The following is a 22989-nucleotide window of genomic DNA, read 5'->3' on the forward strand; positions in this document are numbered from 1 at the left end:
GCGCTTGCATTGGAGTCTAACCAGACGCCCATGGCGGGCAGGTAACGAAGGGATGCATGAATGTCACCAACTGGTGACATTCGGCGGCTCACTCGGCGCTGCGCGGGAGGCTCAAGGTCACCCGCAAGCCACCCTGGCGCAGGTTCAGCAGGCTCACCTCGCCACCGTGGCTGTGAGCGATGTTGCGCGCGATGCCGAGCCCCAGGCCGTAGCCCTGCTGCTGCCCGGCCAGACGGAAATGCGGCTCGAACACCTGCTCCAGGCGCTGTTCGGGAACACCAGGCCCCTGGTCGTCCACCTGCAGGACAAAGCCGGTGGCGCTATCGAGAATGCGCAGGTGCGCCCTTTCCCCATACTTGATGGCATTGTCGATCAGGTTGCCGATGCAGCGGCGCAAGGCCAACGGCTTACCCGGATACGGCGCCAGGGCACGGCCTTCGAGGGTGATGCGCCCATCACCCAGGTAGGGCTCGGCGAGGATCTCCAACACCTGGTTGAGGTCGATGGGCTCGATGTTCTCGTGGATATCCGTGTCCTTCACGCATTGCAGGGCCCCCTTGACCAGCAGCTCCAGCTCGTCGAGGTCACGGCTGAACTTGGCCTGCATCCGCTCGTCCTCGAGCAGCTCGACGCGCAGGCGCAGGCGGGTGATGGGCGTACGCAGGTCATGGGACACAGCGCTGAACAGCTGCGCACGCTCGGTCAGGTAGCGGCTGATGCGCTCACGCATGCTGTTGAACGCCCGCCCTACCTCGGCCACTTCGCTGCCGCCACCCTCCACGACCGGTGCCACGTCGGCCCCCAGGGACATCTCCCGCGCAGCCCGGGCCAGGCGTTTGAGCGGACGGCTCTGCCAATGCACCAGCAAACCGATGAACAGCAGCAGCAATGCGGTGGTCAGGGCGATGAAGCCGATCTGCTGACGCGGCAACCGCTCCGCCTCCAGGCTGGTGTAAGGCTCAGGCAGCAACGAGGCGATGTACAGCCACTCGCCTTCGCCCAGGCGAATCTGTGTCACCAACACCGGCGGGTTCAGCGGCTCCAGGGTCAGCGAGTAGTGCGCCCAGGAGCGCGGCAGCTCGTCGAGTTTCAAGCCGCTGTTGAAGATGCGCAGCTCCTGGGGGCTGACGAATTCCACCGAGATTTCCATCCGCTGGCCCAGACGCTCGTGCAGCACCTGCTCGAACACCTCGATCACCGCCCGCTTGCGCGGGGTGATCGGCAGCATCGGCATATCCAGGGGCTTGTCGTTGAGCGAGACGAAGAACCGCGTGCCCCCCATGCTGCGCAATTGGTCCAGCACCATGGGCCGATAGGCGACTGGCAATGAGCGAAAATAACTGACGCTGGCGCTCATCGAATGGGCCAGGCTACGAGCACTGGCCTGCAGGCCCTGGAGCTGGCTGGCACGCAGCTGGGAGACCCAGATCAAGCTCGACAGCCCTTGGGCCAGCAGCACCACCAGCAGCGTGAGCAGCAGCATGCGCCCCAGCAGCGAGCGTGGGAACAAGCGCCAGCGCCGCTCAGCAGGACGGGCAGACATGGGCCGCCAGCAGGTAGCCGCTGCCACGCACGGTGCGTATCAGCCGAGGCGGTTTGTCAGTGTCGCGCAGGCGCTGGCGCAGACGGCTGACTGCCATGTCGACGATACGGTCCAGCGGCATCGGCTCGCGCCCACGGGTGGCATTGCCGATGGTGTCGCGGTCGAGGATTTGCTGCGGGTGGTCGAGAAACAGCTTGAGCAAGGCGAAGTCGGCGCCAGAGAGGATCACCTCCTCGCCGTCGCGGTGGAACAGCCGATGGCTGATGGTGTCCAGGCGCCAGTCATCGAACATCAGCACAGCCTGGCTGGGCGCCGCCTGGCCGAATTCGGCGCGGCGTAGCAAGGCCTTGATCCGCGCCTGCAGCTCGCGCGGGCTGAACGGTTTGCCCAGGTAGTCGTCGGCACCCAGCTCCAGGCCAATGACCCGGTCGGCTTCGTCGGAGCTGGCGGTGAGCATGATGATCGGTACCCGTGCCAGGCGAGGATGCTGGCGCACCCAACGGCACAGGCTGAAACCGTCTTCGTCGGGCAGCATCACGTCGAGGATCACCAGGTCGCAGGGCTCACGCTCCAGCGCCTGACGAAAGCCCTGGCCATCGGCCTCGGCATGCACCTGGAAACCGGAGCGGCTCAGGTAGGTCTGCAACAGTTCGCGGATTTCCTGGTCGTCGTCGACCATCAGGATCGATTTGCCGGTGGAGCTCACGTTGGCCGTTCCTTCTATCGATAGGGGTGCCTTGCAGCCCATCGCGGTCCGACGTGTCCCGCGATGAAGCCTACGCTTGGTTCAATGATCCAACGCCTGCTGCAGTGCCACCCCGGCTCCCAGCAACCCGGAAAACTCCGCCGTCACCAGCCACACCGGCACCCCGTCGAAATACCCGCTCATGCAGCCTTTGTCGGCGAAGCTCGCAGCAAAGCCGCTGCTCAGGAACAGCTCGGCAAAACGTGGAATCACGCCGCCGACAATATAGACGCCGCCCCGCGCGCCCAGGGTCAGGACATTGTTACCAGCGACTCGCCCGAGGAAGCGGCAGAACTGCTCGACCACCGCCAAGGCCCGGGGTTCACCGCCCAGGGCGGCATCGGTGATCTGCGCCGGGGTTTTGTGTCTGGGTGTGTCGCCATCGAGCGCGCACATTGCCTGGTACAGGCGCACCAGGCCTGCGCCACTGAGCACCGTTTCAGCGCTGACATGGCCGATCTGTCCATGGATCTGCTGGTGGATCGCCGCCTCGCGTGCGTTGCCCACCGGCAAATCGACATGCCCGCCCTCCCCCGGCAAGGCCAGCCAGTGCTGGTTGTCCAGGCGCAACAGGCTGCCCACGCCCAACCCGGTACCAGGGCCGATGACCAGGGCCGGTCGGGCCGGGTCGGCCGTACCTGCGCAGACCTGGCGGTATTCACCGTCCTGCAGGCGCGTCATGCCCAGGGCCATGGCGCTGAAATCGTTGATCAACAGCAGGCGCTCGACCTGCAAGGCCTGGCAAAAGGCTCTGCGGCTCAGGCGCCAGTGGTTGTTGGTGAAGCGGAACTCGTCGCCGCTGACCGGCCCTGCCACCGCCAGGCACACCGCCGCCAGGCCGCCGCGCGCGATACCTTGCCCGGCGAGATAGGCCTCGATGGCCTGCTCGGGGTTGGTGTAGTCGGCGGTCGCCAGGACCTGCACCGCCTGCAGCTGGTTGTCGTGCCACAGGCCGAAGCGCGCATTGGTGCCTCCGATGTCGCCAACCAGCAAGGCCTTCATTTGAGCTGCTCCAATGCCGAGGTGAAGGCACTGGCGCCCTGCTCGGCCGAGCTGAACGCCACGCGCATGAAGCCGAACAGCTCGCGCCCCATGCCCAGGTCGTTGCCCTGGGGCGCCGTGGGCAGGTCACGGGTTGCCAGCTCTTCGGCCGACACCATGACCTGCAGCGTGCCTTCGACACCGTCGACCCGCACGATATCACCATCGCGCACCCGCGCCAGCGGGCCGCCATCGTAGGCCTCCGGACACACATGGATCGCCGCCGGGATCTTGCCCGAAGCGCCGGACATCCGCCCGTCGGTCACCAGTGCGACCTTGTAGCCGCGGTCCTGCAGCACGCCGAGGAACGGGGTCAGCTTGTGCAGCTCGGGCATGCCGTTGCAACGCGGGCCCTGGAAGCGCACCACGGCGACGAAGTCACGCTCCAGTTCACCGGCCTTGAAGGCATCGGCCAACGATTGCTGGTCATGGAACACCCGCGCTGGCGCTTCCACCACCTGATGCTCGGGCGCCACGGCCGAGACCTTCATGACGCCCCGCCCGAGATTGCCGTTCATCACCCGCAGACCGCCTTCGGCCGAGAATGGCCGCGCCACCGGGCGCAGGATGCTTTCGTCCAGGCTCTGGCGTGGGCCTTCACGCCAGACCAGCTTGCCCTCCTCCAGGAACGGCTCCTGGGTGTAGCGGCGCAAGCCGTGTCCGGCCACGGTATTGACGTCCTCGTGCAGCAGCCCGGCATCGAGCAGTTCGCGAATGAGGAAGGCCATGCCACCGGCGGCCTGGAAGTGGTTGATGTCGGCCTTGCCATTGGGATAGACGTGGGACAGGGTCGGCACCACTTCGGACAGGTCCGCCATGTCCTGCCAGGTCAGCTGGATGCCCGCAGCCTGGGCGATGGCCGGGATGTGCAGGGTATGGTTGGTGGAGCCCCCTGTGGAATGCAGGGCGACGATGGCGTTGACCAGGGCCTTTTCATCGACGATCTCGCCCAGCGGCATGAAGCTGCCGCTGGCCTTGGTCATGCGCGTGACCTGCTGCGCCGCCTCGGCGGTCAGGGCGTCGCGCAGCGGGGTGTAGGGGTTGACGAAGGAGGCCCCCGGCAAGTGCAGGCCCATCACTTCCATCACCAGCTGGTTGGTGTTGGCCGTGCCGTAGAAGGTACAGGTCCCGGGGCTGTGGTAGGACTTCATCTCCGACTCCAGCAGCTCCTCGCGGCTGGCCTTGCCTTCGGCGTAGCGCTGGCGCACGTCGGCCTTTTCCTTGTTGGAGATGCCCGACGGCATCGGCCCACCCGGCACGAAGATGGTCGGCAGGTGACCGAAGCGCAGGGCGCCCATCATCAGGCCGGGGACGATCTTGTCGCAGATACCCAGCATCAGCGCCGCATCGAACATGTTGTGCGACAGCGCGATGGCCGTGGACAGGGCGATCACCTCACGGCTGGCGATGGCCAGCTCCATGCCCGGCTCGCCCTGGGTGACACCGTCGCACATGGCCGGCACGCCACCGGCGAACTGCCCGACCGAGCCGATCTCGCGCAGGGCCTGCTTGATCTGTTCCGGGAAGTGCTGGTACGGCTGGTGGGCCGAGAGCATGTCGTTGTAGGCCGAGACGATGGCCACGTTGGCGGCGTTCATCAGGCGCAGGCTTTGCTTGTCCTGGGCGCCACAGCCGGCCACGCCATGGGCGAAGTTCGCACATTGCAGGCTGGCGCGCATGGGGCCGTCGCTGGCCGCGCCGCGAATCAGCTCCAGGTAGCGTTCACGGGTGGCACGGCTGCGTTCGACCAACCGTTCGGTGACCTCAAGGATGCGCGGATGCATGTACTGGACTCCAGGCTAACTGTGGGGTGGTGTCTTCGGGCATTTCCCCTCCAAACGATTGCGGCCTAGGCTCAAGGTAAGGGTGCCTGACGCGATCACGGGGTGGTCTGCCCGACCACTCGTTGTAGGTTTAACAAAATACTGCCATCAAAAAGGCTTGTTTTCTATCCTGCGAGGAATAATCTTGTAATTCCAATAACAAAACCGTTTCAGTGAAGTCCCCTTTTTGCCACAGGCTTCACCCGGACCGCCAGAGGTAATGCCATGACCCTTCGCATCGCCATCAATGGATTTGGCCGCATCGGACGCAACGTCCTGCGCGCACTCTATACCCAAGGCTACCGCCAGGACCTGCAGGTCGTCGCCATCAACGACCTGGGCGACAGTGCGATGAACGCCCACCTGCTCAAGTACGACAGCGTGCACGGCACGTTCGAGGCCAGCGTCGAAGCCGACCAGGAGAGCCTGACGGTCAACGGCGACCGCATCTCGGTCAGCGCCATCCGCAACCCGGCGGAGCTGCCGTGGAAAGCCGAGGGCGTGGATGTGGTGTTCGAATGCACTGGCCTGTTCACCGACCGGGCCAAGGCCGCCGCCCACCTGGCCGCCGGGGCACGCAAGGTGATCGTCTCGGCACCGGCCAAGGGCGCCGACGCGACGGTGGTCTACGGGGTCAACCATGACATCCTGCGGGCCTCGCACCAGGTCATTTCCAACGCCTCTTGCACCACCAACTGCCTGGCCCCGATCGCTCAGGTGCTGGAGCGCGAGTTCGGCATCGAGCAAGGGTTGATGACCACCATCCACGCCTACACCAACGACCAGGTGCTCACCGACGTGTACCACAGCGACCCTTACCGGGCGCGTTCGGCTACCCAGTCGATGATCCCGAGCAAGACCGGCGCCGCCGAAGCCGTGGGCCTGGTGCTGCCAGAGCTGGCCGGCAAGCTCACTGGCATGGCCGTGCGGGTACCGGTGATCAATGTGTCGCTGGTGGACCTGACCGTCAACCTCAAGCGCGAGGTGAGTGCCGAGCAGGTCAACCAGCTGTTCCTCGAGGCCAGCCGGCACTCTCGGGTACTGGGCTACAACGCCTTGCCGCTGGTGTCGTGCGACTTCAACCACAACCCGTTGTCGTCGATCTTCGATGCCAACCATACTCGGGCCAACGGGCGGATGCTCAAGGTACTGGCCTGGTACGACAACGAATGGGGCTTCTCCAACCGCATGCTGGATAACTGTCTGGCGTTGTGCAACGCCCGTTGACGTAACGCACTACGATGCCTAGGAGATCGCGCGCCGCCCGCGCGGCGCTCGATCTCACAGGCACCGCAGCCGTCAAGGCAAACATAAAAAATGCAGATTCGCGCCGATTGCATGTTGGACTTGACCAACAGGGCAGATGATAAGCATTATCATTCGCCTCTCGTTGGTCAGGTTTTCCCGTGAGTCAGTCCCGCTTCGATACCGTCTTCCTCACCCAGCGCCTTACCTTGCTGCGCACACTGCAGCGCATGGTCGGTAACCCCAGCACGGCCGAGGACCTGCTGCAGGAAACCTACCTGCGGGTCACCCGTGCCCTGGGCGAGCGACCGATCGAGCACCTCGAGCCCTTCGTGTTCCAGACAGCGCGCAACCTCGCCCTGGACCACCTACGTGCACGCAAGGTGCAGGCACGTACATTGGTCGACGATGTGCCCGACGACATCTTGTACAACGTCGCTGCCCCCACCACCAGCAACGAAGATGCCGCCCACGCCGAGCAGTTGCTCGAGCGCTTGAGCATCAGCCTCGGCCAATTGACCCCGCGCCAGCAACGTATCTTCATCCTCAGCCGCCTGCATGGCGCCAGCTACCTGGAAATCGCCGACCAACTGAAGGTTTCGGCCAGCACCGTGCAGAAGGAGCTCAAGCTGATCATGGCGATCTGCATGGGCGTGGCCGAGCGCCTCGAGTAACCGCCACTCGCCGGTCGGCCCGGGCAAGGCGCTTGCCATGGCTTCGCGCAGCCGTGATCATTTGCGAAAAGACCTACAGCAAGGATTCTTCGTGACAGACAGCCCAGCCCCTCGCCCATCACCTGCAGGGCCTGACGCCCGTGCCATGGACGAGGCGCTGGACTGGCTCGTGCGCCTGCAGTGCGCCAGCGACGAGGACACCCGGGCCTTCGAAGCCTGGCTGGGTGCGGCTGAGGAAAACGCCGCAGCCTATGTACGTGCCGAGGCCCTGTGGAACGGCGCTCCCTTGCGCCAGGCCGCCGCGCAACTGCACCAGGCCCAGCGCCGATCCCTGGTCGCACGTCTGCACACCCATCGCAAGCCCCTGGCTACCGCCGCGGTATTGCTGGTCGGGCTGCTCACCTTCGGCAACCTGCCGATGCGCCTGCAGGCCGACCACCTGACAGTGGTCGGCGAACGCCAGCGCCTGCAACTGGACGATGGCGCCAAGGTGCTGCTCAATACCGACTCGGCCTTCGCCAGTGACCTGCGCAACGGCCAGCAGGTCGCACGCCTGCTCAAGGGCGAGGCCTATTTCCAGGTGCCTGGCAATACCACATCGCCCCTGCACATCCAGGCCGGCCCTTTGCGCGCGCAGGCGAGCGACACCGATTTCGCCGTGCGCTACCTCGATGGCCAGGCCCAGGTCAGGGTGCAACGCGGCGATGTGGACGTGCAGGCGCCGAGCGATCAACGCATTCGCCTCAGTGCCGGCGACAGCATCAGCGTCGGGCCCCAGGGCTTCGGTGAACGCGAGCGCGCGGACCTGCGCAAGGACCTGGCCTGGATCGATGGGCGCCTGGTGTTCGAGAATTGCCCGCTGAGCCAGGTGCTCGCTGAGGTGCAGCGCTATTACCCAGGCTGGATCATCAACCGCAACGCACGCCTCGATCAGGTCGCGGTGACTGGCAACTACCGCCTCGACCAACCGCTGGAAACCCTGCGCGCCCTCGCCCACATCACGTCGGCACAACTGCATGAATACCCGGCGCTGGTGATCATCAACTGATCCACTGATTATTTTTACGCGATCAGCACCCTGCATCCGTCTCGTTATGGCCAATGCAACTGATTCTTGTTTGAAAACAAGAACAGTCATCACCTATAACAGTTCGCGCGTCAGGGAGCGCCTTCGATGTCCACAGGTCCAACTCGCCCGTCCAACCCGCCCCGCCGTATGGGGCAATTGTCCCTGCTGACCTTGGCCCTGCTCGCCAGCGGCACCTGCAGCCTGCCAGCGCTGGCTGCGGAGCCGGCCCAAGCCAGCAGCCCACGCATGGGCGACTACCGCTTCGCCATCGACCAGCAGCCTTTGGTTGCAGCAATCAATGCGTTCAGCCAGGTCACCGGCTGGCAGGTCGGCTTCAGCGCAGAGGTGGCCGAAGGTGTTTCCTCGCCAGGCGTGCAGGGCTCGCTGACGCCGCAAACAGCGCTGCGCCGCCTGCTGCAAGGTACCGGGCTCCAGTTCCGCACCATCAGCAACGGCAATGTCGTGCTGGAGCGCCAGGCGACCGGCAACACCATTGCCCTGCAACAACTGACGGTCAGCGCCACCCGCAGCGCACAGGACGTCAGCCAGGTGCCGAGCACGGTGACCGTGCAGACCCGCGAACAGCTCGACCGGCAGAACGTCAACACCATCCAGGACATGGTGCGCTACGAGCCCGGAGTATCGGTCGCCGGCACCGGCCAGCGCAGTGGCTTGAACGGCTTCAACATTCGCGGCATCGACCGCGAACGCATCCTGACCCAGGTCGACGGCGTCTCGATCCCCGACAGCTTCTTCTACGGCCCCTACGCGCAAACCCAACGCAACTATGTCGACCCCGAGATCGTCAAGCGCGTGGAAATCCTGCGCGGCCCGGCATCGGTGCTGTACGGCAGCAACGCCATCGGCGGTGCGGTGAGCTATTTCACCCTCGACCCGGACGACATCATCAAGCCCGGCAAGGACGTCGGTGCCCGCCTGAAGACCGGCTACAGCTCCGCCGATGAAAGCTGGTTGAACTCGGCCACCGTCGCCGGCCGCCAAGACGCCTTCGACGGCCTGCTGCACCTGAGCCAGCGCAACGGCCACGAGACCGAGAGCTACGGCAGGCATGGCGGCACCGGCCTGGACCGCACCGAAGCCAACCCGGTGGACGCGCGCACCACCAACGTGCTGGCCAAGCTGGGCTGGAACTACACCGACGACGCGCGCCTGGGCTTGACCTACGAGCGCTACAAGGATGACCGCGACCAGAACATGCTCAGTGCGGTAGGCGGCCCCTTCATCCCTGGCATGGGCGCGATGAACATGTACCGCGCCCGTACCGGCAACGACACCATCACCCGCGAGCGCTTCGGCATCAACCATGAGTTCGGGCTCGACAGCCTGCTGGCCGACCACGTGAAGTGGAGCCTGAACTACCAGATTGCCAAGACCGACCAAAGCACCGAGGAGATCTATGCCCCGAGAGTGCGTGAGGTACTGCGCACCCGCAGCACCACCTACAAGGATCGTCAATGGGTCTTCGATGCGCAGCTGGACAAGGCATTCAACCTGGGCGAAACCGAACACCTGCTGACCTACGGCACGACCTTCAAGCATGACAAGGTGACCGGTTCGCGCAGCGGTACCGGCACCTGCCTGTCGGTTGGCAGGGGCTGCCCGGCCCCAGGCGCGGACAGCCCGGCAGATGGCCAGGTACTGGTCAGTGATTTCCCGGACCCGACGGTCGATACCTACAGCCTGTTCGCCCAGGATGAAATCCGCTGGAACAACTGGACCTTCCTGCCCGGCGCCCGCTACGACTACACCCGCATGAAACCGAAAATGACCGACGCGTTCCTGCGTGGCCTGGAGAACGGCGACGGCAGCGCGCAGAACGTCGACGACTCGACCAAGCACTGGCATCGCCTGTCGCCCAAGCTGGGCGTCACCTATGCCTTCAACGACCATTACACCTGGTACGGCCAGTACGCCGAAGGCTTCCGCACGCCGACCGCCAAGGCCATGTACGGTCGTTTCGAAAACGCGGAGCTGGGCTACAGCGTCCAAGGCAACCCGAACCTGGAGCCTGAAAAGAGCAAGAGCTATGAAACCGGCCTGCGTGGCCACTTCGACGCGGGCAGCTTCGATGTCGCGGTGTTCTACAACAAGTACCGTGACTTCATCGACGAGGATGCGGTCAAGAGCCTGGACCTGCTGCCCACCTACCAGGCCAACAACATCAGGCATGCCACCATCAAGGGCGCCGAGGTCAAGGGCCGCCTTGACCTCGGCCACTTCGGCGCGCCGCAGGGCCTGTACACCCAAGGCTCGATCGCCTATGCCTATGGCCGCAACGACGACACCGGCCAGCCATTGAACGCCGTCAACCCGCTGACCGGCGTGTTCGGGCTGGGCTACGAGCAACCGGGCTACGGCGCACAGGTCAGCTGGACGCTGGTCAAGCGCAAGACCCGTGTCGATGACGACACCTTCTTCGCTCCGGATGGCCAGAGCACCAAGTTCCGTACCCCTGGCTACGGGGTACTGGACCTGACCGGTTTCTACAAGGTGACCGACGACCTCACGGTCAACGCCGGCCTGTACAACCTCACCGACAAGAAGTACTGGCAGTGGGACTCGGTACGCCGCTACGACGGCCAGGGCGAGGCCGCCGTGACCCAGCCGGCCAACCTCGACCGCCTGACGGCGCCAGGGCGTAACTTCGCGATCAACTTGGTGTGGGATATCTGAGCCGTTCGCCGCAGCGGCCTGGGTGTCTGTGAGATCGAGCGCCGCGCGGGCGGCGCTCGATCTCACAAACAACACCTACCCCAAGAGGTACGCCCTCCTAAACCAAACAGAATTTTTACGTCCAGCCACCACCTCGTTCGTCTTGTCACTAGAGCCCAATTTCCCAAGGACCCACCCCATGACCACCACTTCCCTGCGCTCCCAGCGCCTGAACCAGGTCACCCACGCCCCCCACAGCGAACTCGACGCCCTGGTCAAATCCCACACGCCATTCGACAGTCGCGAAAGCTTCGCCCGCTTCGTGGTTGCCCAGTACCTGTTCCAGTCCGAGCTCAAGGCCCTGTACAACGACCCGAAACTGATCGCCCTCTTCCCCGACCTGGCCGCCCGCTGCCGTGCCGAGCAAGCCCGTCTGGACCTGGCCGACCTGGATACCGAAGTGCCCGCCCCGGTGCCCGGTGCCCTGCACAACCCGAGCCTTGGCCAGGCCTTGGGCTGGATCTTCGTCTCCGAAGGCTCCAAACTGGGCGCTGCGTTCCTGATCAAGCGTGCCGTGGCCCTGGAGCTGTCCGAGCGTTTCGGTGCCCGTCACCTGGGTGAGCCGGAAGGTGGCCGCGCCGAAGGCTGGAAGCAGTTCACCCGGATCCTCGACAGCCTGGCACTGTCGCCCGAAGAGGATGCCGCCGCCGAGCGTGGCGCGGTCGAGGCCTTCGAGCGTTTCACCGAGTTGCTCAAGCACGCCTATGCCGCGGATGCCGCACTGGCCTGACACGCTTCACCCGGCCATCCGCTACGATGGCCGGGCCGTTCATTGCAGTGAGACCATGACCCGACCTGCCCGCTCGAAACTGTCCCGCCTGTTGTTCGCGCTCCTGGCCTACATCAGCCTGGGCATCGGCCTCGTGGCCATCGTTATCCCCGGCCTGCCGACCACCGAGTTCATCCTGCTCGCCGCCTGGGCCGCCACCCGCAGCTCCCCGCGCCTGAGCGCCTGGCTGGAGAGCCATCGCCTGTTCGGCCCGATCTTGTACAACTGGCGCCATGGCAAGGTGATCCAGCGCCGGGCCAAGGTCAGCGCCACCGTCAGCATGCTGCTGTGTGCCGGGTTGATGCTGATATTTCTGGAAGCGCGCTGGCCGGTGTTCCTGGCCATCGGCGGCATGACCCTGGGCAACCTGTGGATATGGTCGCGCCCGGAACGCCCCACTCCGCCCACCTCGGACGAAGGTTCACAAGCTCAGCACTCCTGAATAGAGCGCATAGGCGGCCAGGCCGGCCCCGGCCAGCACCGCCGCGAAGATCAGCTTCTCCCATCGGGTGAACAGCGCCTGCCCCTGCTCATGCTTGGCCCGGGCGAACAGGATCACCCCGGGCGCATACAGCAGCGCCGACAGCAGCAGGTACTTGAGCCCCCCGGCGTACAACAGCCAGACGGCATAGAGCAACGCGACCATGGCCACCAGCAGGTCTTTGCGTCGCAGCCCTTCCTGCCCGGCATAGCCCTCTGCGCGCAGCGCCAGCAGCACCGCATAGGCCGCCGACCAGAAGTACGGCACCAGGATCATCGAGGAGGCCAGGTAGATGAGGCTGGTGTAGGTGCCAGCCGAAAACAGGGTGATCAGCAGGAAGCCCTGGATCATGCAGTTGGTCAACCACAGCGCATTGGCCGGTACATGATTGGCGTTCTCCCGCGCCAGAAAACGCGGCATGGTCTTGTCCCTGGCTGTGGCGAAGAGGATCTCGGCGCACAGCAATGCCCACGACAGCAGTGCCCCGAGCAACGACACCGCCAGCCCGACGCTGATCAGCAACGCGCCCCAGGGCCCGACGATGTGCTCGAGCACCGATGCCAGCGACGGGTTCTGCAGGTTGGCCAGCTCAGGCTGGGTCATCACCCCCAGCGACAGCACGTTGACCAGCACCAGCAGGGCCAGCACCCCGAGGAACCCGATCACCGTGGCCTTGCCCACGTCCGAACGATGCAGGGCCCGGCCGGAATAGACGCTGGCGCCCTCGATGCCGATGAACACGAACACGGTCACCAGCATCATGTTGCGCACCTGCTCCAGCACGCTGCCGAACTTCGGGTTGCCCAGGCCCCAGATATCGCGGGTGAAGATATCGGCACGGAACGCGAAGGCTGCGATGACGATGAACATCAGCAGCGGCACCACCTTGGCGATGGTGGTCACCTGGTTGATGAACGCTGCCTCCTTGATGCCGCGCAGCACCAGGAAATGCACCGCCCACAGCAGCAGCGAGGCGCAGCCGATGGCCACGGGCGTATTGCCCTCGCCGAACACCGGGTAATAGAAGCCTAGGGTGCTGAACAGCAGCACGAAATAGCCGACGTTGCCCAGCCAGGCGCTGATCCAGTAGCCCCAGGCCGAGGAGAAGCCCATGTAGTCACCGAAACCGGCCTTGGCATAGGCATATACCCCGGAGTCGAGTTCAGGCTTGCGGTTGGCCAGGGTCTGGAACACGAATGCCAGCGCCAGCATGCCCACCGCGGTGATGCCCCAACCGATCAGCACCGCCCCGACATCGGCCCGCGCCGCCATGTTCTGCGGCAACGAAAAGATACCGCCGCCGATCATCGAGCCGACCACCAGTGCGATCAACGCACCCAGGCGCAGCTTTTGTCCCGGTTCGCTCATGAGGTCCGCTCCCTGGTCCGTTGCAATATCCGTGAAACAACCCGTGCGCTCAATATGAAAAACGAAACGTGTCCATAGTAGCCCAGGCGATCAGGACGGGAACTTTCATAACCCAGCATTCTAGGTGTCGAGCCGATATACCCTATAGGTCCATGCATCATGCCAATCCACCTTGCATTTAATAAGGAATATTCAGGAGAACTTGCAGATTAGCCAAAAGCGGCTAACGTCTATGCTCGCAGGCTAAACAGAGTGTTTGCTCTAGATGGACAGGGAGGTGCCAGCGCGCAAGGCCTGCAGCCGGGAAATCGGTACTCCCCAGGAAACGTGTGAAGGAATTTTCCTACTTCACATCACCATGAAGCTGACTTAGGTCAGCGAATGGCAAAGGCGTCGGACTTAATCTGAAGTCAACGTTCTCCTGGCATGGAGTTGTCAAATGTCTGATTCTCCCGGAAAACTCAAACTGGGTGCGCTCGTTGCACTTGTCGTCGGCTCGATGATTGGCGGCGGTATCTTTTCATTACCGCAAAACATGGCGGCCAGCGCCGGCGTCGGCGCCGTGCTGATCGGCTGGGCCATCACCGCCGTGGGTATGTTGACCCTGGCATTCGTGTTCCAGACCCTGGCCAACCGCAAGCCCGACCTCGACGGTGGGGTGTATGCCTATGCCAAAGCCGGTTTCGGTGACTACATGGGCTTCTCCTCGGCCTGGGGCTACTGGATCAGCGCCTGGCTGGGCAACGTCGGCTACTTCGTGCTGTTGTTCAGCACGCTGGGCTATTTCTTCCCGATCTTCGGCGAAGGCAATACCCCGGCCGCCGTGATCGGCGCCTCCATCCTGCTGTGGGCGGTGCATTTCCTGGTGCTGCGCGGCATCAAGGAAGCGGCGTTCATCAACCTGGTCACCACGGTGGCCAAGGTGGTGCCGCTGGCGCTGTTCGCCCTGATCTGCCTGTTCGCCTTCAAGCTCGACATCTTCACCGCCGACATCTGGGGCCAAGGCTCGCCCGACCTTGGCAGTGTGATGGACCAGGTGCGCAACATGATGCTGGTCACTGTCTGGGTATTCATCGGCATCGAGGGCGCGAGCATCTTCTCCTCGCGGGCGGAAAAACGCGCCGACGTGGGCAAGGCCACGGTCATCGGCTTCATCACCGTGCTGCTGTTCCTGGTACTGGTGAACGTGCTGTCGCTGGGCGTGATGACCCAGCCGGAGCTGGCCAAGCTGCAGAACCCGTCGATGGCCGCCGTGCTGGAACATGTGGTCGGTCACTGGGGGGCAGTGCTGATCAGCGTCGGCCTGATCATCTCGCTGCTCGGTGCCCTGCTGTCGTGGGTACTGCTGTGCGCCGAGATCATGTTCGCCGCAGCCAAAGACCACACCATGCCGGAGTTCCTGCGCCGCGAGAACGCCAACCATGTGCCGGCCAACGCCCTGTGGCTGACCAACGCCATGGTGCAGATCTTCCTGGTCATCACCTTGTTCTCCAACAGCACCTACCTGTCGCTGATCTACCTCGCCACCTCGATGATCCTGGTGCCCTACCTGTGGTCGGCGGCCTACGCGGTACTGCTGGCAGTGCGCAGCGAGACCTACGAGCAGGCCCTGGCCGAACGCAAGAAGGACCTGGTCATCGGTGGCATCGCCCTGCTGTACGCCATCTGGCTGCTGTACGCCGGCGGCGTGAAGTACCTGCTGCTCTCGGCCCTGCTCTATGCCCCCGGCGCGATCCTGTTCGCCAAGGCCAAGCGCGAGGTGGGCCAACCCATCTTCACCAGCGTGGAAAAACTGATCTTCGCAGCCGTCGTGGTTGGCGCCCTGGTGGCGGCCTACGGCCTGTACGACGGTTTCCTGACCCTTTGAATCACGTCTTCGCATTCTTGGAGGAATGAACCATGTCCACGGAAAAACAGAAGTACGGTGTCCACTCCGAAGCAGGCAAGCTGCGCAAGGTGATGGTCTGCGCCCCGGGACTGGCGCACAAGCGCCTGACCCCAAGCAACTGCGACGAGCTGCTGTTCGACGATGTGATCTGGGTCGACCAGGCCAAGCGCGACCACTTCGACTTCGTCACCAAGATGCGCGAGCGTGGCGTGGATGTGCTGGAAATGCATAACCTGCTCACCGACATCGTGCAGAACCCCGAGGCCCTGAAGTGGATCCTCGACCGCAAGATCACCCCCGACACCGTCGGGGTGGGCCTGACCAACGAAGTGCGCAGCTGGCTGGAAGGCCAGGAGCCACGTCACCTGGCCGAGTTCCTGATCGGCGGCGTGGCCGGCCAGGACCTGCCGGAGAGCGAAGGCGCCAGCGTGGTCAAGATGTACAACGACTACCTGGGCCACTCCAGCTTCATCCTGCCGCCGCTGCCCAACACCCAGTTCACCCGCGACACCACCTGCTGGATCTATGGCGGCGTGACCCTCAACCCGATGTACTGGCCGGCGCGACGCCAGGAAACCCTGCTGACCACCGCCATCTACAAGTTCCACCCCGAGTTCACCAAGGCCGACTTCCAGGTCTGGTACGGCGACCCGGACCAGGAGCACGGCCAGGCCACCCTCGAAGGCGGCGACGTCATGCCGATCGGCAAGGGCATCGTGCTGATCGGCATGGGTGAGCGCACCTCGCGCCAGGCCATCGGCCAACTGGCACAGAACCTCTTCGCCAAGGGTGCAGTGGAGAAAGTGATCGTCGCCGGGCTGCCGAAGTCCCGTGCGGCCATGCACCTGGACACTGTGTTCAGCTTCTGCGACCGCGACCTGGTCACGGTCTTCCCGGAAGTGGTGCGCGAGATCGTGCCGTTCATCATCCGCCCGGACGAAAGCAAGCCCTACGGCATGGACGTACGCCGCGAGAACAAGTCGTTCATCGAGGTGGTCGGCGAGCAGCTGGGCGTCAAGCTGCGCGTGGTCGAAACCGGCGGCAACAGCTTCGCCGCCGAGCGCGAGCAATGGGATGACGGTAACAACGTGGTGGCGCTGGAGCCAGGCGTGGTCATCGGCTACGACCGCAACACCTACACCAATACCTTGCTGCGCAAGGCCGGGATCGAGGTCATCACCATCAGTGCCGGCGAACTGGGCCGGGGCCGTGGCGGCGGCCACTGCATGACCTGCCCGATCGTGCGCGACCCCATCGACTACTAAGCCATCCCCCGGCTGCCCCCACAAGGTGGCAGCCGGGCCGACCCCGAATCCAAGGAGAACCGTCATGGCGTTCAATATCCACAACCGCAACCTGCTCAGCCTCGAACACCACACTACCCGCGAGCTGAAGTACCTGCTGGACCTGTCCCGCGATCTCAAGCGCGCCAAGTACACCGGCACCGAGCAGCAGCACCTCAAGGGCAACAACATCGCCCTGATCTTCGAGAAGACCTCGACCCGCACCCGCTGCGCCTTCGAAGTCGCCGCCTATGACCAGGGCGCCAACGTCACCTACATCGACCCCAACTCCTCGCAGATCGGCCACAAGGAAAGCATGAAGGACACCGCCCGGGTGCTCGGGCGCATGTACGATGCCATCGAATACCGTGGTTTCAAGCAAGAGATCGTCGAGGAATTGGCCAAGTTCGCCGGCGTTCCGGTGTTCAACGGCCTGACTGACGAGTACCACCCGACCCAGATGATCGCCGACGTGCTGACCATGCGCGAGCACAGCGACAAGCCGCTGCACGACATCAGCTACGCCTACCTGGGCGATGCCCGCAACAACATGGGCAACTCCCTGTTGCTGATCGGCGCCAAGCTCGGCATGGATGTGCGCATTGCCGCACCCCGGGAGCTGTGGCCCCATGACGACCTGGTACAACGCTGCAAGCAATACGCCGAGGAAAGCGGCGCGCGCATCACCCTCACCGAAGACCCGAAAGCCGCGGTCGCTGGCGTGGACTTCGTCCACACCGACGTGTGGGTCTCGATGGGCGAGCCGGTCGAAGCCTGGGGCGAACGCATCAAACTGCTGCTGCCCTACCAGGTGAATAAAGAACTGATGAAGGCCACCGGCAACCCGCGCACCAAGTTCATGCACTGCCTGCCGGCGTTCCATAACTCCGAGACCAAGGTCGGCAAGCAGATCGCCGAACAGTACCCGCACCTGGCCAACGGCATCGAAGTCACCGATGACGTGTTCGAGTCGCCGGCCTGCATCGCCTTCGAGCAGGCGGAGAACCGCATGCACACCATCAAGGCGATCCTGGTGTCGACCCTGGCTGACCTTTGACGGCCCCCCTCCTTGTAGGAGCGGGCTTGCCCCACGATCGCGCCCGACCAGGAAACCGTGTTGAACCTGCTGTCGCTATCGCGGGACAAGCCCGCTCCCACAAAGGGGGCGGTGCCTTCTCCCTCTTCGCAAAAGGACATTTTCCATGCGTATCGTTGTTGCTTTGGGCGGCAACGCCCTGCTGCGTCGCGGCGAGCCCATGACCGCCGACAACCAGCGCGCCAATATCCGTACCGCCACCGAGCAGATCGCCAAGATCCACCCGGGCAACGAACTGGTCATCGCCCACGGCAACGGCCCGCAGGTCGGCCTGCTGTCGCTCCAGGGCCTGGCCTATAAACCCGACGAGGCCTACCCGCTGGACGTGCTCGGCGCCGAGACCGAAGGCATGATCGGCTACATGATCGAACAGGAGCTGGGCAACCTGCTCGACTTCGAAGTGCCCTTCGCCACGCTGTTGACCCAGGTCGAAGTCGATGCCAACGACCCGGCCTTCAAGGACCCGACCAAGTTCATCGGCCCGGTCTACAGCAAAGAGGAGGCCGAGCGCCTGGCCAAGGAAAAGGGCTGGGTGGTCAAGGCCGATGGCGACAAGTACCGCCGCGTGGTCGCAAGCCCCAAGCCCAAGCGCATCTTCGAAATCCGCCCGATCAAGTGGCTGCTGGAAAAGAGCAGCATCGTGATCTGTGCCGGCGGCGGCGGCATTCCCACGATGTACGATGAAAACCGCAAGCTAAAGGGCATCGAGGCAGTGATCGACAAGGACCTGTGCTCGGCCCTGCTGGCCGAACAGCTGGAGGCGGACCTGCTGATCATCGCCACCGACGTCGACGCGGCCTACATCGACTGGGGCAAGCCCACGCAGAAGGCCATTGCCCAGGCCCACCCCGACGCCTTGGAAAAGCTCGGCTTCGCAGCCGGTTCCATGGGGCCGAAGGTGCAGGCCGCCTGCGACTTCGCCCGCCACACCGGCAAGGTGGCAGTGATCAGCTCGCTGGAAAACATCGAGGACATCGTCAAAGGCACCGCCGGCACCCGCGTGAGCACCGAAAAGCCGGGTATCAGCTACCGTTGAATGCAGTGGGCGGGCTCATCACAGCCCGCCGTTCCACCTTCCAGAGGAGCCTGCCATGGCCAAGTACGAGCCCGGACATGTACATATCGAGCGCACCGCGCTCAACAAGAACGACCACAGCTACGACCTCAACATCGAATACGAAGCGGCCCAGGACCCCAAGGAAGGCAGAGGCATCCAGTTCCACATGCATGGCAGCATCGAGGGCAAGGCGGTCGACGAGAAATTCTTCCTGGCCAAGGACCAGGTCCTGCCGAGCTTTCTCATGCAGCTCAGCCGCAAGGCCCAGTCGCACCTGCCGCCGCCGAAGAAGTTCGAGAACCTCGGCTCGCCGCACAAGCTCTACGACTATATGTTCGAGGACATTCGCCAGAAGCTGGACGTGAAGTCGGGCGACCCGATCAAGCCTGAGCATTTGGAGTGATTTGGGAAACCTGGGGCCGCTTTGCGACCCCTTCGCGGCACGCGGCCGCTCCTACAGAGGCGCGTACCCCCTTGTAGGAGCGGCCTCGTGCCGCGAAAGGGCCGCACAGCGGCCCGGGCGATGTTGAGGCATACTACCGCCCTCCCCCAGCCACAGCCCCATCGCCCCATGCGCATCCACGTCAGCTTCATCGACCGCGTCGGCATCACCCAGGAAGTCCTGGCCCTGCTCGGTGCCCGCAACCTCAACCTGGACGCCGTGGAGATGGTTCCGCCCAACGTCTACATCGACGCGCCGACCCTGAGCCCCGCCGTGCTGGAGGAGCTTCACGACGCGCTGTTCGAAGTCCAGGGCGTGCAATCGGTCGAAGTGGTCGACATCCTCCCCGGCCAGCGCCGCCACCTGCAGCTCGATGCGCTGCTGGCCGCGATGAGCGACCCTGTGCTGGCAGTGGACAGCGCAGGCCTGGTGCTGCTGGCCAACCCCGCGCTGATCGCCCTGTGCGGGCGCGAGTCCGCCGGCCGCTCGGTGGGCGACCTGTTCAACGACCCCGGGCTGCTCGAAGCCCTGCTGGAAAACAACTTCCACCTGCCGATGCGCGAGATGCAGCTCAACGGCCAGAGCCTGCTGCTCGATGCCACCCCGATCACCAACGCCGGCGGCCTGCTGACGCTCTACCCGCCGACGCGCATGGGCGAACGCCTCTCGGCGCTGCGTCACGACCACGCCGAAGGCTTCGACGCCCTGCTTGGCGACTCGCCGGCGATCCGCACCCTCAAGGCCCGCGCCCTGCGGGTAGCAGCCCTGGACGCGCCGCTGCTGGTGCATGGCGAGACCGGCACCGGCAAGGAGCTGGTGGCCCGTGCTTGCCATGCCATCAGCAGCCGCCATGCCGCCCCGTTCCTCGCCCTGAACTGCGCCGCCCTGCCCGAGAGCCTGGCCGAGAGCGAACTGTTCGGCTATGCCCCCGGCGCCTTCACCGGCGCGCAACGCGGTGGCAAGCCGGGGCTGATGGAGCTGGCCAACCAGGGCACGGTATTCCTCGACGAGATCGGCGAGATGTCGCCCTACCTGCAGGCCAAGCTGCTGCGCTTTCTCAGTGACGGCAGCTTCCGCCGGGTCGGCGGCGACCGTGAGGTCAAGGTCGATGTGCGCATCATCAGCGCCACTCACCGCGACCTGGAGCGCATGGTCGCCGAAGGCACCTTTCGCGAAGACCTGTTCTACCGCCTCAATGTGCTCAACCTGCAGGTGCCCCCGCTGCGCGAGCGAGGCCAGGACATCCTGTTGCTGGCGCGCTTCTTCATGCAGCAGGCCTGCACGCAGATCCAGCGCCCACCCTGCCGCCTGGCCCCGGCCACCCATTCGGCGCTGCTCGCCAACCCCTGGCCGGGCAATGTGCGCCAGTTGCAGAACGTGATCTTCCGCGCCGCGGCCATTTGCGAAGGCAGCCTGGTGGACATCGGCGACCTGGACATCGCCGGCACCTCCGTGGCGCGTGGCCAGGACGGCGAAGTGGCGAGCCTGGAGCAAGCGGTGCAGGCATTCGAGCGCGACCTGCTGCAGCGGCTGTACCTGAGCTACCCCTCGACCCGGCAATTGGCCGGGCGCCTGCAGACCTCGCACACCGCCATTGCCCAACGGCTGCGCAAATACGGTATTCCGAACAAGAATTGAATAGTGAAGAACTACGATGCGGCCAGGCTGTACCTCGTCCTGCCCATCTTCGCCGCCCTCTGATCGCGATGCGTGCCGCCCAAGCTGACAAAAATGTAACCATCGCCTCAGGCAGCTGACAGCCGTCGCTGCCTAGGCTGACACCATGAGCGAGCTGTGGCGCAAAGCCCAGCCCGACAGCCTGACCGCGCCGATGGATCGCGCAGGCTCCATTGACTCATGGGACAGACACGGCATGCATTGCAAAACCTCGAGGCGCACCTTCGTCAAGGGCCTGGCCGCAGGTGGCATCCTGGGCAGCCTGGGCCTATGGCGCAGCCCGGTCTGGGCGCTCACCAGCCCCGGGCAGCCCACGGTGCTGAGCGGTACCGAATTCGACCTGTTCATTGGCCAGACGCCAGTGAACATCACCGGCGCCCCGCGCACGGCCATGACCATCAACGGCACCCTGCCCGGCCCACTGCTGCGCTGGCGTGAAGGCGACACGGTCACCCTGCGCGTGCGCAACCGACTGCAGGAAGACACCTCGATCCATTGGCACGGCATCATCCTGCCGGCCAACATGGACGGCGTACCGGGCCTGAGCTTTCATGGCATCGCGCCGGACGGCCTGTACGAGTACCGCTTCCAGGTCAGGCAGAGCGGCACCTATTGGTACCACAGCCATTCCGGGCTGCAGGAGCAGGTGGGCGTGTACGGCCCGTTGGTGATCGACCCGAAGGAACCCGAGCCCTTCCAGTACGACCGCGACTATGTGGTGATGCTCAGCGACTGGACCGACGAGGACCCGGCTCGGGTCATGGCCAAGCTGAAGAAGCAGTCCGACTACTACAACTTCCACAAGCGCACCGTGGGCGACTTCATCAACGACGTGGGCGAGAAAGGCTGGTCGGCGACCCTGGCCGATCGCAAGATGTGGGCCGAGATGAAGATGAGCCCCACGGACCTCGCCGACGTCAGTGGGTATACCTATACCTACCTGATGAACGGCCAGGCGCCGGACGGCAACTGGACCGCCCTCTTCCAGCCGGGCGAGAAGATCCGTCTGCGCTTTATCAACGGCTCGGCCATGAGCTACTTCGATGTCCGCATTCCGGGCCTGAAGATGACCGTGGTCGCCGCCGACGGCCAGCCCGTCGAGCCGGTGAGCGTCGACGAGTTTCGCATCGCCGTCGCGGAAACCTACGATGTGCTCGTGGAGCCTGCTGCTGAGCAGGCCTACACGATCTTCGCCCAGTCCATGGACCGCACCGGTTATGCCCGCGGCACCCTGGCCGTGCAGCATGGCCTGAGCGCAGCGGTACCGGCGCTCGACCCACGCCCCCTTATCAGCATGGCCGACATGGGCATGGATCACAGCGCCATGGGCGGTATGGACCATGGCATGCAAGGCGACATGGCCGGCATGGACCACAGCCAGATGGCGGGCATGAACCCTGGCGCCGCCGGTGGCCAGATGCAGCAGCACCCGGCCTCGGAAAACAACAGTCCGCTGGTCGACATGCAGACCATGACCCCTACGCCCAAGCTGGACGACCCGGGCATCGGCCTGCGCGACAACGGCCGCAAGGTCCTGACCTACGCCGACCTGCGCAGCACCTTCATCGATCCGGACGGCCGCGAACCCGGCCGCACGGTCGAGCTGCACCTGACCGGCCACATGGAGAAGTTCTCCTGGTCATTCGACGGCATCAAGTTTTCCGACGCCGAGCCGTTGCGCCTGAAATACGGCGAACGCCTGCGCATCACCCTGGTCAACGACACCATGATGACCCACCCCATCCACCTCCATGGCATGTGGAGCGACCTCGAGGATGAGCACGGCAACTTCATGGTGCGCAAGCACACCATCGACATGCCCCCCGGCTCCAGGCGCAGCTATCGCGTCACTGCCGACGCGCTGGGCCGCTGGGCCTACCACTGCCATCTGCTGTTCCACATGGAAATGGGCATGTTCCGTGAAGTCCGTGTGGACGAATGAGAAGAGCCACGATGAACGAATCCAACCTGCGCAAGACCCTGTTCGGCAGCTTGCTGGCCTTCAGCCTGGCCGTGTTGTCGACGCCTGCGGCCCTGGCCGCTGATGCGCATGAC

Annotated in this window: 18 protein-coding genes; 13 read left to right on the plus strand and 5 right to left on the minus strand. The window is 64.4% G+C overall.

Going from position 1 to position 22989, the window contains the following annotated elements; all coding sequences use genetic code 11:
* Window positions 1-88: 88 nt before the first annotated feature.
* From K8374_RS18985 to edd, 4 genes are all read right to left on the minus strand, one after another.
* Window positions 89-1543, minus strand: coding sequence for an ATP-binding protein (locus K8374_RS18985; protein WP_224456776.1), 1455 nt, complete (start codon window positions 1541-1543; stop codon window positions 89-91).
* The gene (gene gltR, locus K8374_RS18990; protein WP_224456777.1) at window positions 1524-2249 is read right to left on the minus strand and encodes a two-component system response regulator GltR; all 726 of its coding nucleotides are present in this window, start codon (window positions 2247-2249) and stop codon (window positions 1524-1526) included. The genes K8374_RS18985 and gltR overlap by 20 nt, the downstream gene beginning before the upstream one ends.
* An 81-nt stretch (window positions 2250-2330) precedes the next feature.
* A complete protein-coding gene (locus K8374_RS18995) occupies window positions 2331-3290 on the minus strand; it encodes a glucokinase (protein ID WP_224456778.1) in 960 nt (319 codons plus the stop codon).
* Window positions 3287-5113: a phosphogluconate dehydratase gene (edd, locus tag K8374_RS19000; RefSeq protein ID WP_224456779.1), complete on the minus strand. Its 1827-nt coding sequence runs from the start codon at window positions 5111-5113 to the stop codon at window positions 3287-3289. The genes K8374_RS18995 and edd overlap by 4 nt, the downstream gene beginning before the upstream one ends.
* Before the next feature lie 264 nt (window positions 5114-5377).
* Between edd and gap the strand changes: the two genes are divergently transcribed.
* The 6 genes from gap (at window position 5378) to K8374_RS19030 (ending at window position 12084) form a co-directional block, all read left to right on the plus strand.
* On the plus strand, window positions 5378-6379 hold the full coding sequence (gap, locus tag K8374_RS19005; RefSeq protein WP_224456780.1) for a type I glyceraldehyde-3-phosphate dehydrogenase: 1002 nt from the start codon (window positions 5378-5380) through the stop codon (window positions 6377-6379).
* Between the two features lie 179 nt (window positions 6380-6558).
* Window positions 6559-7071: an RNA polymerase sigma factor gene (locus K8374_RS19010; RefSeq protein ID WP_084856667.1), complete on the plus strand. Its 513-nt coding sequence runs from the start codon at window positions 6559-6561 to the stop codon at window positions 7069-7071.
* Window positions 7072-7162: 91 nt separating this feature from the next.
* On the plus strand, window positions 7163-8119 hold the full coding sequence (locus tag K8374_RS19015) for a FecR family protein (protein ID WP_224456781.1): 957 nt from the start codon (window positions 7163-7165) through the stop codon (window positions 8117-8119).
* 126 nt (window positions 8120-8245) lie between these two features.
* Entirely contained in the window at window positions 8246-10834 is a 2589-nt protein-coding gene (locus tag K8374_RS19020) for a TonB-dependent receptor (protein WP_224456782.1), read from the plus strand.
* 178 nt (window positions 10835-11012) lie between these two features.
* Window positions 11013-11603: a biliverdin-producing heme oxygenase gene (locus K8374_RS19025; protein WP_224456783.1), complete on the plus strand. Its 591-nt coding sequence runs from the start codon at window positions 11013-11015 to the stop codon at window positions 11601-11603.
* Between the two features lie 55 nt (window positions 11604-11658).
* Window positions 11659-12084 (plus strand): YbaN family protein, encoded by a 426-nt coding sequence (locus K8374_RS19030; RefSeq protein ID WP_224456784.1) that lies wholly within the window; start codon window positions 11659-11661, stop codon window positions 12082-12084.
* Here K8374_RS19030 and arcD (K8374_RS19035) read toward each other — a convergent pair.
* A complete protein-coding gene (gene arcD / locus K8374_RS19035) occupies window positions 12064-13491 on the minus strand; it encodes an arginine-ornithine antiporter (RefSeq protein WP_224456785.1) in 1428 nt (475 codons plus the stop codon). The genes K8374_RS19030 and arcD (K8374_RS19035) overlap by 21 nt on opposite strands.
* A gap of 439 nt (window positions 13492-13930) precedes the next feature.
* Between arcD (K8374_RS19035) and arcD (K8374_RS19040) the strand changes: the two genes are divergently transcribed.
* The 7 genes from arcD (K8374_RS19040) (at window position 13931) to K8374_RS19070 (ending at window position 22876) form a co-directional block, all read left to right on the plus strand.
* The gene (arcD, locus tag K8374_RS19040) at window positions 13931-15358 is read left to right on the plus strand and encodes an arginine-ornithine antiporter (protein WP_224456786.1); all 1428 of its coding nucleotides are present in this window, start codon (window positions 13931-13933) and stop codon (window positions 15356-15358) included.
* Window positions 15359-15390: 32 nt separating this feature from the next.
* On the plus strand, window positions 15391-16644 hold the full coding sequence (arcA, locus tag K8374_RS19045; protein ID WP_224456787.1) for an arginine deiminase: 1254 nt from the start codon (window positions 15391-15393) through the stop codon (window positions 16642-16644).
* A 64-nt stretch (window positions 16645-16708) separates the two neighbouring features.
* On the plus strand, window positions 16709-17719 hold the full coding sequence (locus K8374_RS19050; protein ID WP_084856658.1) for an ornithine carbamoyltransferase: 1011 nt from the start codon (window positions 16709-16711) through the stop codon (window positions 17717-17719).
* A gap of 145 nt (window positions 17720-17864) precedes the next feature.
* Window positions 17865-18794, plus strand: a complete 930-nt coding sequence (gene arcC / locus K8374_RS19055) for a carbamate kinase (protein WP_084856656.1) — start codon at window positions 17865-17867, stop codon at window positions 18792-18794.
* 55 nt (window positions 18795-18849) lie between these two features.
* Window positions 18850-19218 (plus strand): DUF5064 family protein, encoded by a 369-nt coding sequence (locus tag K8374_RS19060; RefSeq protein ID WP_224456788.1) that lies wholly within the window; start codon window positions 18850-18852, stop codon window positions 19216-19218.
* A 168-nt stretch (window positions 19219-19386) separates the two neighbouring features.
* The gene (locus K8374_RS19065; RefSeq protein ID WP_224456789.1) at window positions 19387-20895 is read left to right on the plus strand and encodes a sigma-54-dependent transcriptional regulator; all 1509 of its coding nucleotides are present in this window, start codon (window positions 19387-19389) and stop codon (window positions 20893-20895) included.
* 235 nt (window positions 20896-21130) lie between these two features.
* A complete protein-coding gene (locus K8374_RS19070) occupies window positions 21131-22876 on the plus strand; it encodes a copper resistance system multicopper oxidase (protein WP_224456790.1) in 1746 nt (581 codons plus the stop codon).
* The last annotated feature ends 113 nt before the right edge of the window (window positions 22877-22989 follow it).

This window comes from Pseudomonas sp. p1(2021b) (genome assembly GCF_020151015.1).
In the GTDB taxonomy this organism is placed as follows: domain Bacteria; phylum Pseudomonadota; class Gammaproteobacteria; order Pseudomonadales; family Pseudomonadaceae; genus Aquipseudomonas; species Aquipseudomonas putida_K.

Excerpts from the sequence above, each read along its gene's own strand:
- K8374_RS18985 (WP_224456776.1), bottom strand. The coding sequence starts at position 1,543 with ATGTCTGCCCGTCCTGCTGAGCGGCGCTGGCGCTTGTTCCCACGCTCG.
- K8374_RS18995 (WP_224456778.1), bottom strand. The coding sequence starts at position 3,290 with ATGAAGGCCTTGCTGGTTGGCGACATCGGAGGCACCAATGCGCGCTTC.
- edd (WP_224456779.1), bottom strand. The coding sequence starts at position 5,113 with ATGCATCCGCGCATCCTTGAGGTCACCGAACGGTTGGTCGAACGCAGC.
- gap (WP_224456780.1), top strand. The coding sequence starts at position 5,378 with ATGACCCTTCGCATCGCCATCAATGGATTTGGCCGCATCGGACGCAAC.
- K8374_RS19020 (WP_224456782.1), top strand. The coding sequence starts at position 8,246 with ATGTCCACAGGTCCAACTCGCCCGTCCAACCCGCCCCGCCGTATGGGG.
- K8374_RS19025 (WP_224456783.1), top strand. The coding sequence starts at position 11,013 with ATGACCACCACTTCCCTGCGCTCCCAGCGCCTGAACCAGGTCACCCAC.
- K8374_RS19030 (WP_224456784.1), top strand. The coding sequence starts at position 11,659 with ATGACCCGACCTGCCCGCTCGAAACTGTCCCGCCTGTTGTTCGCGCTC.
- arcD (WP_224456785.1), bottom strand. The coding sequence starts at position 13,491 with ATGAGCGAACCGGGACAAAAGCTGCGCCTGGGTGCGTTGATCGCACTG.
- arcD (WP_224456786.1), top strand. The coding sequence starts at position 13,931 with ATGTCTGATTCTCCCGGAAAACTCAAACTGGGTGCGCTCGTTGCACTT.
- arcA (WP_224456787.1), top strand. The coding sequence starts at position 15,391 with ATGTCCACGGAAAAACAGAAGTACGGTGTCCACTCCGAAGCAGGCAAG.
- K8374_RS19050 (WP_084856658.1), top strand. The coding sequence starts at position 16,709 with ATGGCGTTCAATATCCACAACCGCAACCTGCTCAGCCTCGAACACCAC.
- arcC (WP_084856656.1), top strand. The coding sequence starts at position 17,865 with ATGCGTATCGTTGTTGCTTTGGGCGGCAACGCCCTGCTGCGTCGCGGC.
- K8374_RS19060 (WP_224456788.1), top strand. The coding sequence starts at position 18,850 with ATGGCCAAGTACGAGCCCGGACATGTACATATCGAGCGCACCGCGCTC.
- K8374_RS19065 (WP_224456789.1), top strand. The coding sequence starts at position 19,387 with ATGCGCATCCACGTCAGCTTCATCGACCGCGTCGGCATCACCCAGGAA.
- K8374_RS19070 (WP_224456790.1), top strand. The coding sequence starts at position 21,131 with ATGCATTGCAAAACCTCGAGGCGCACCTTCGTCAAGGGCCTGGCCGCA.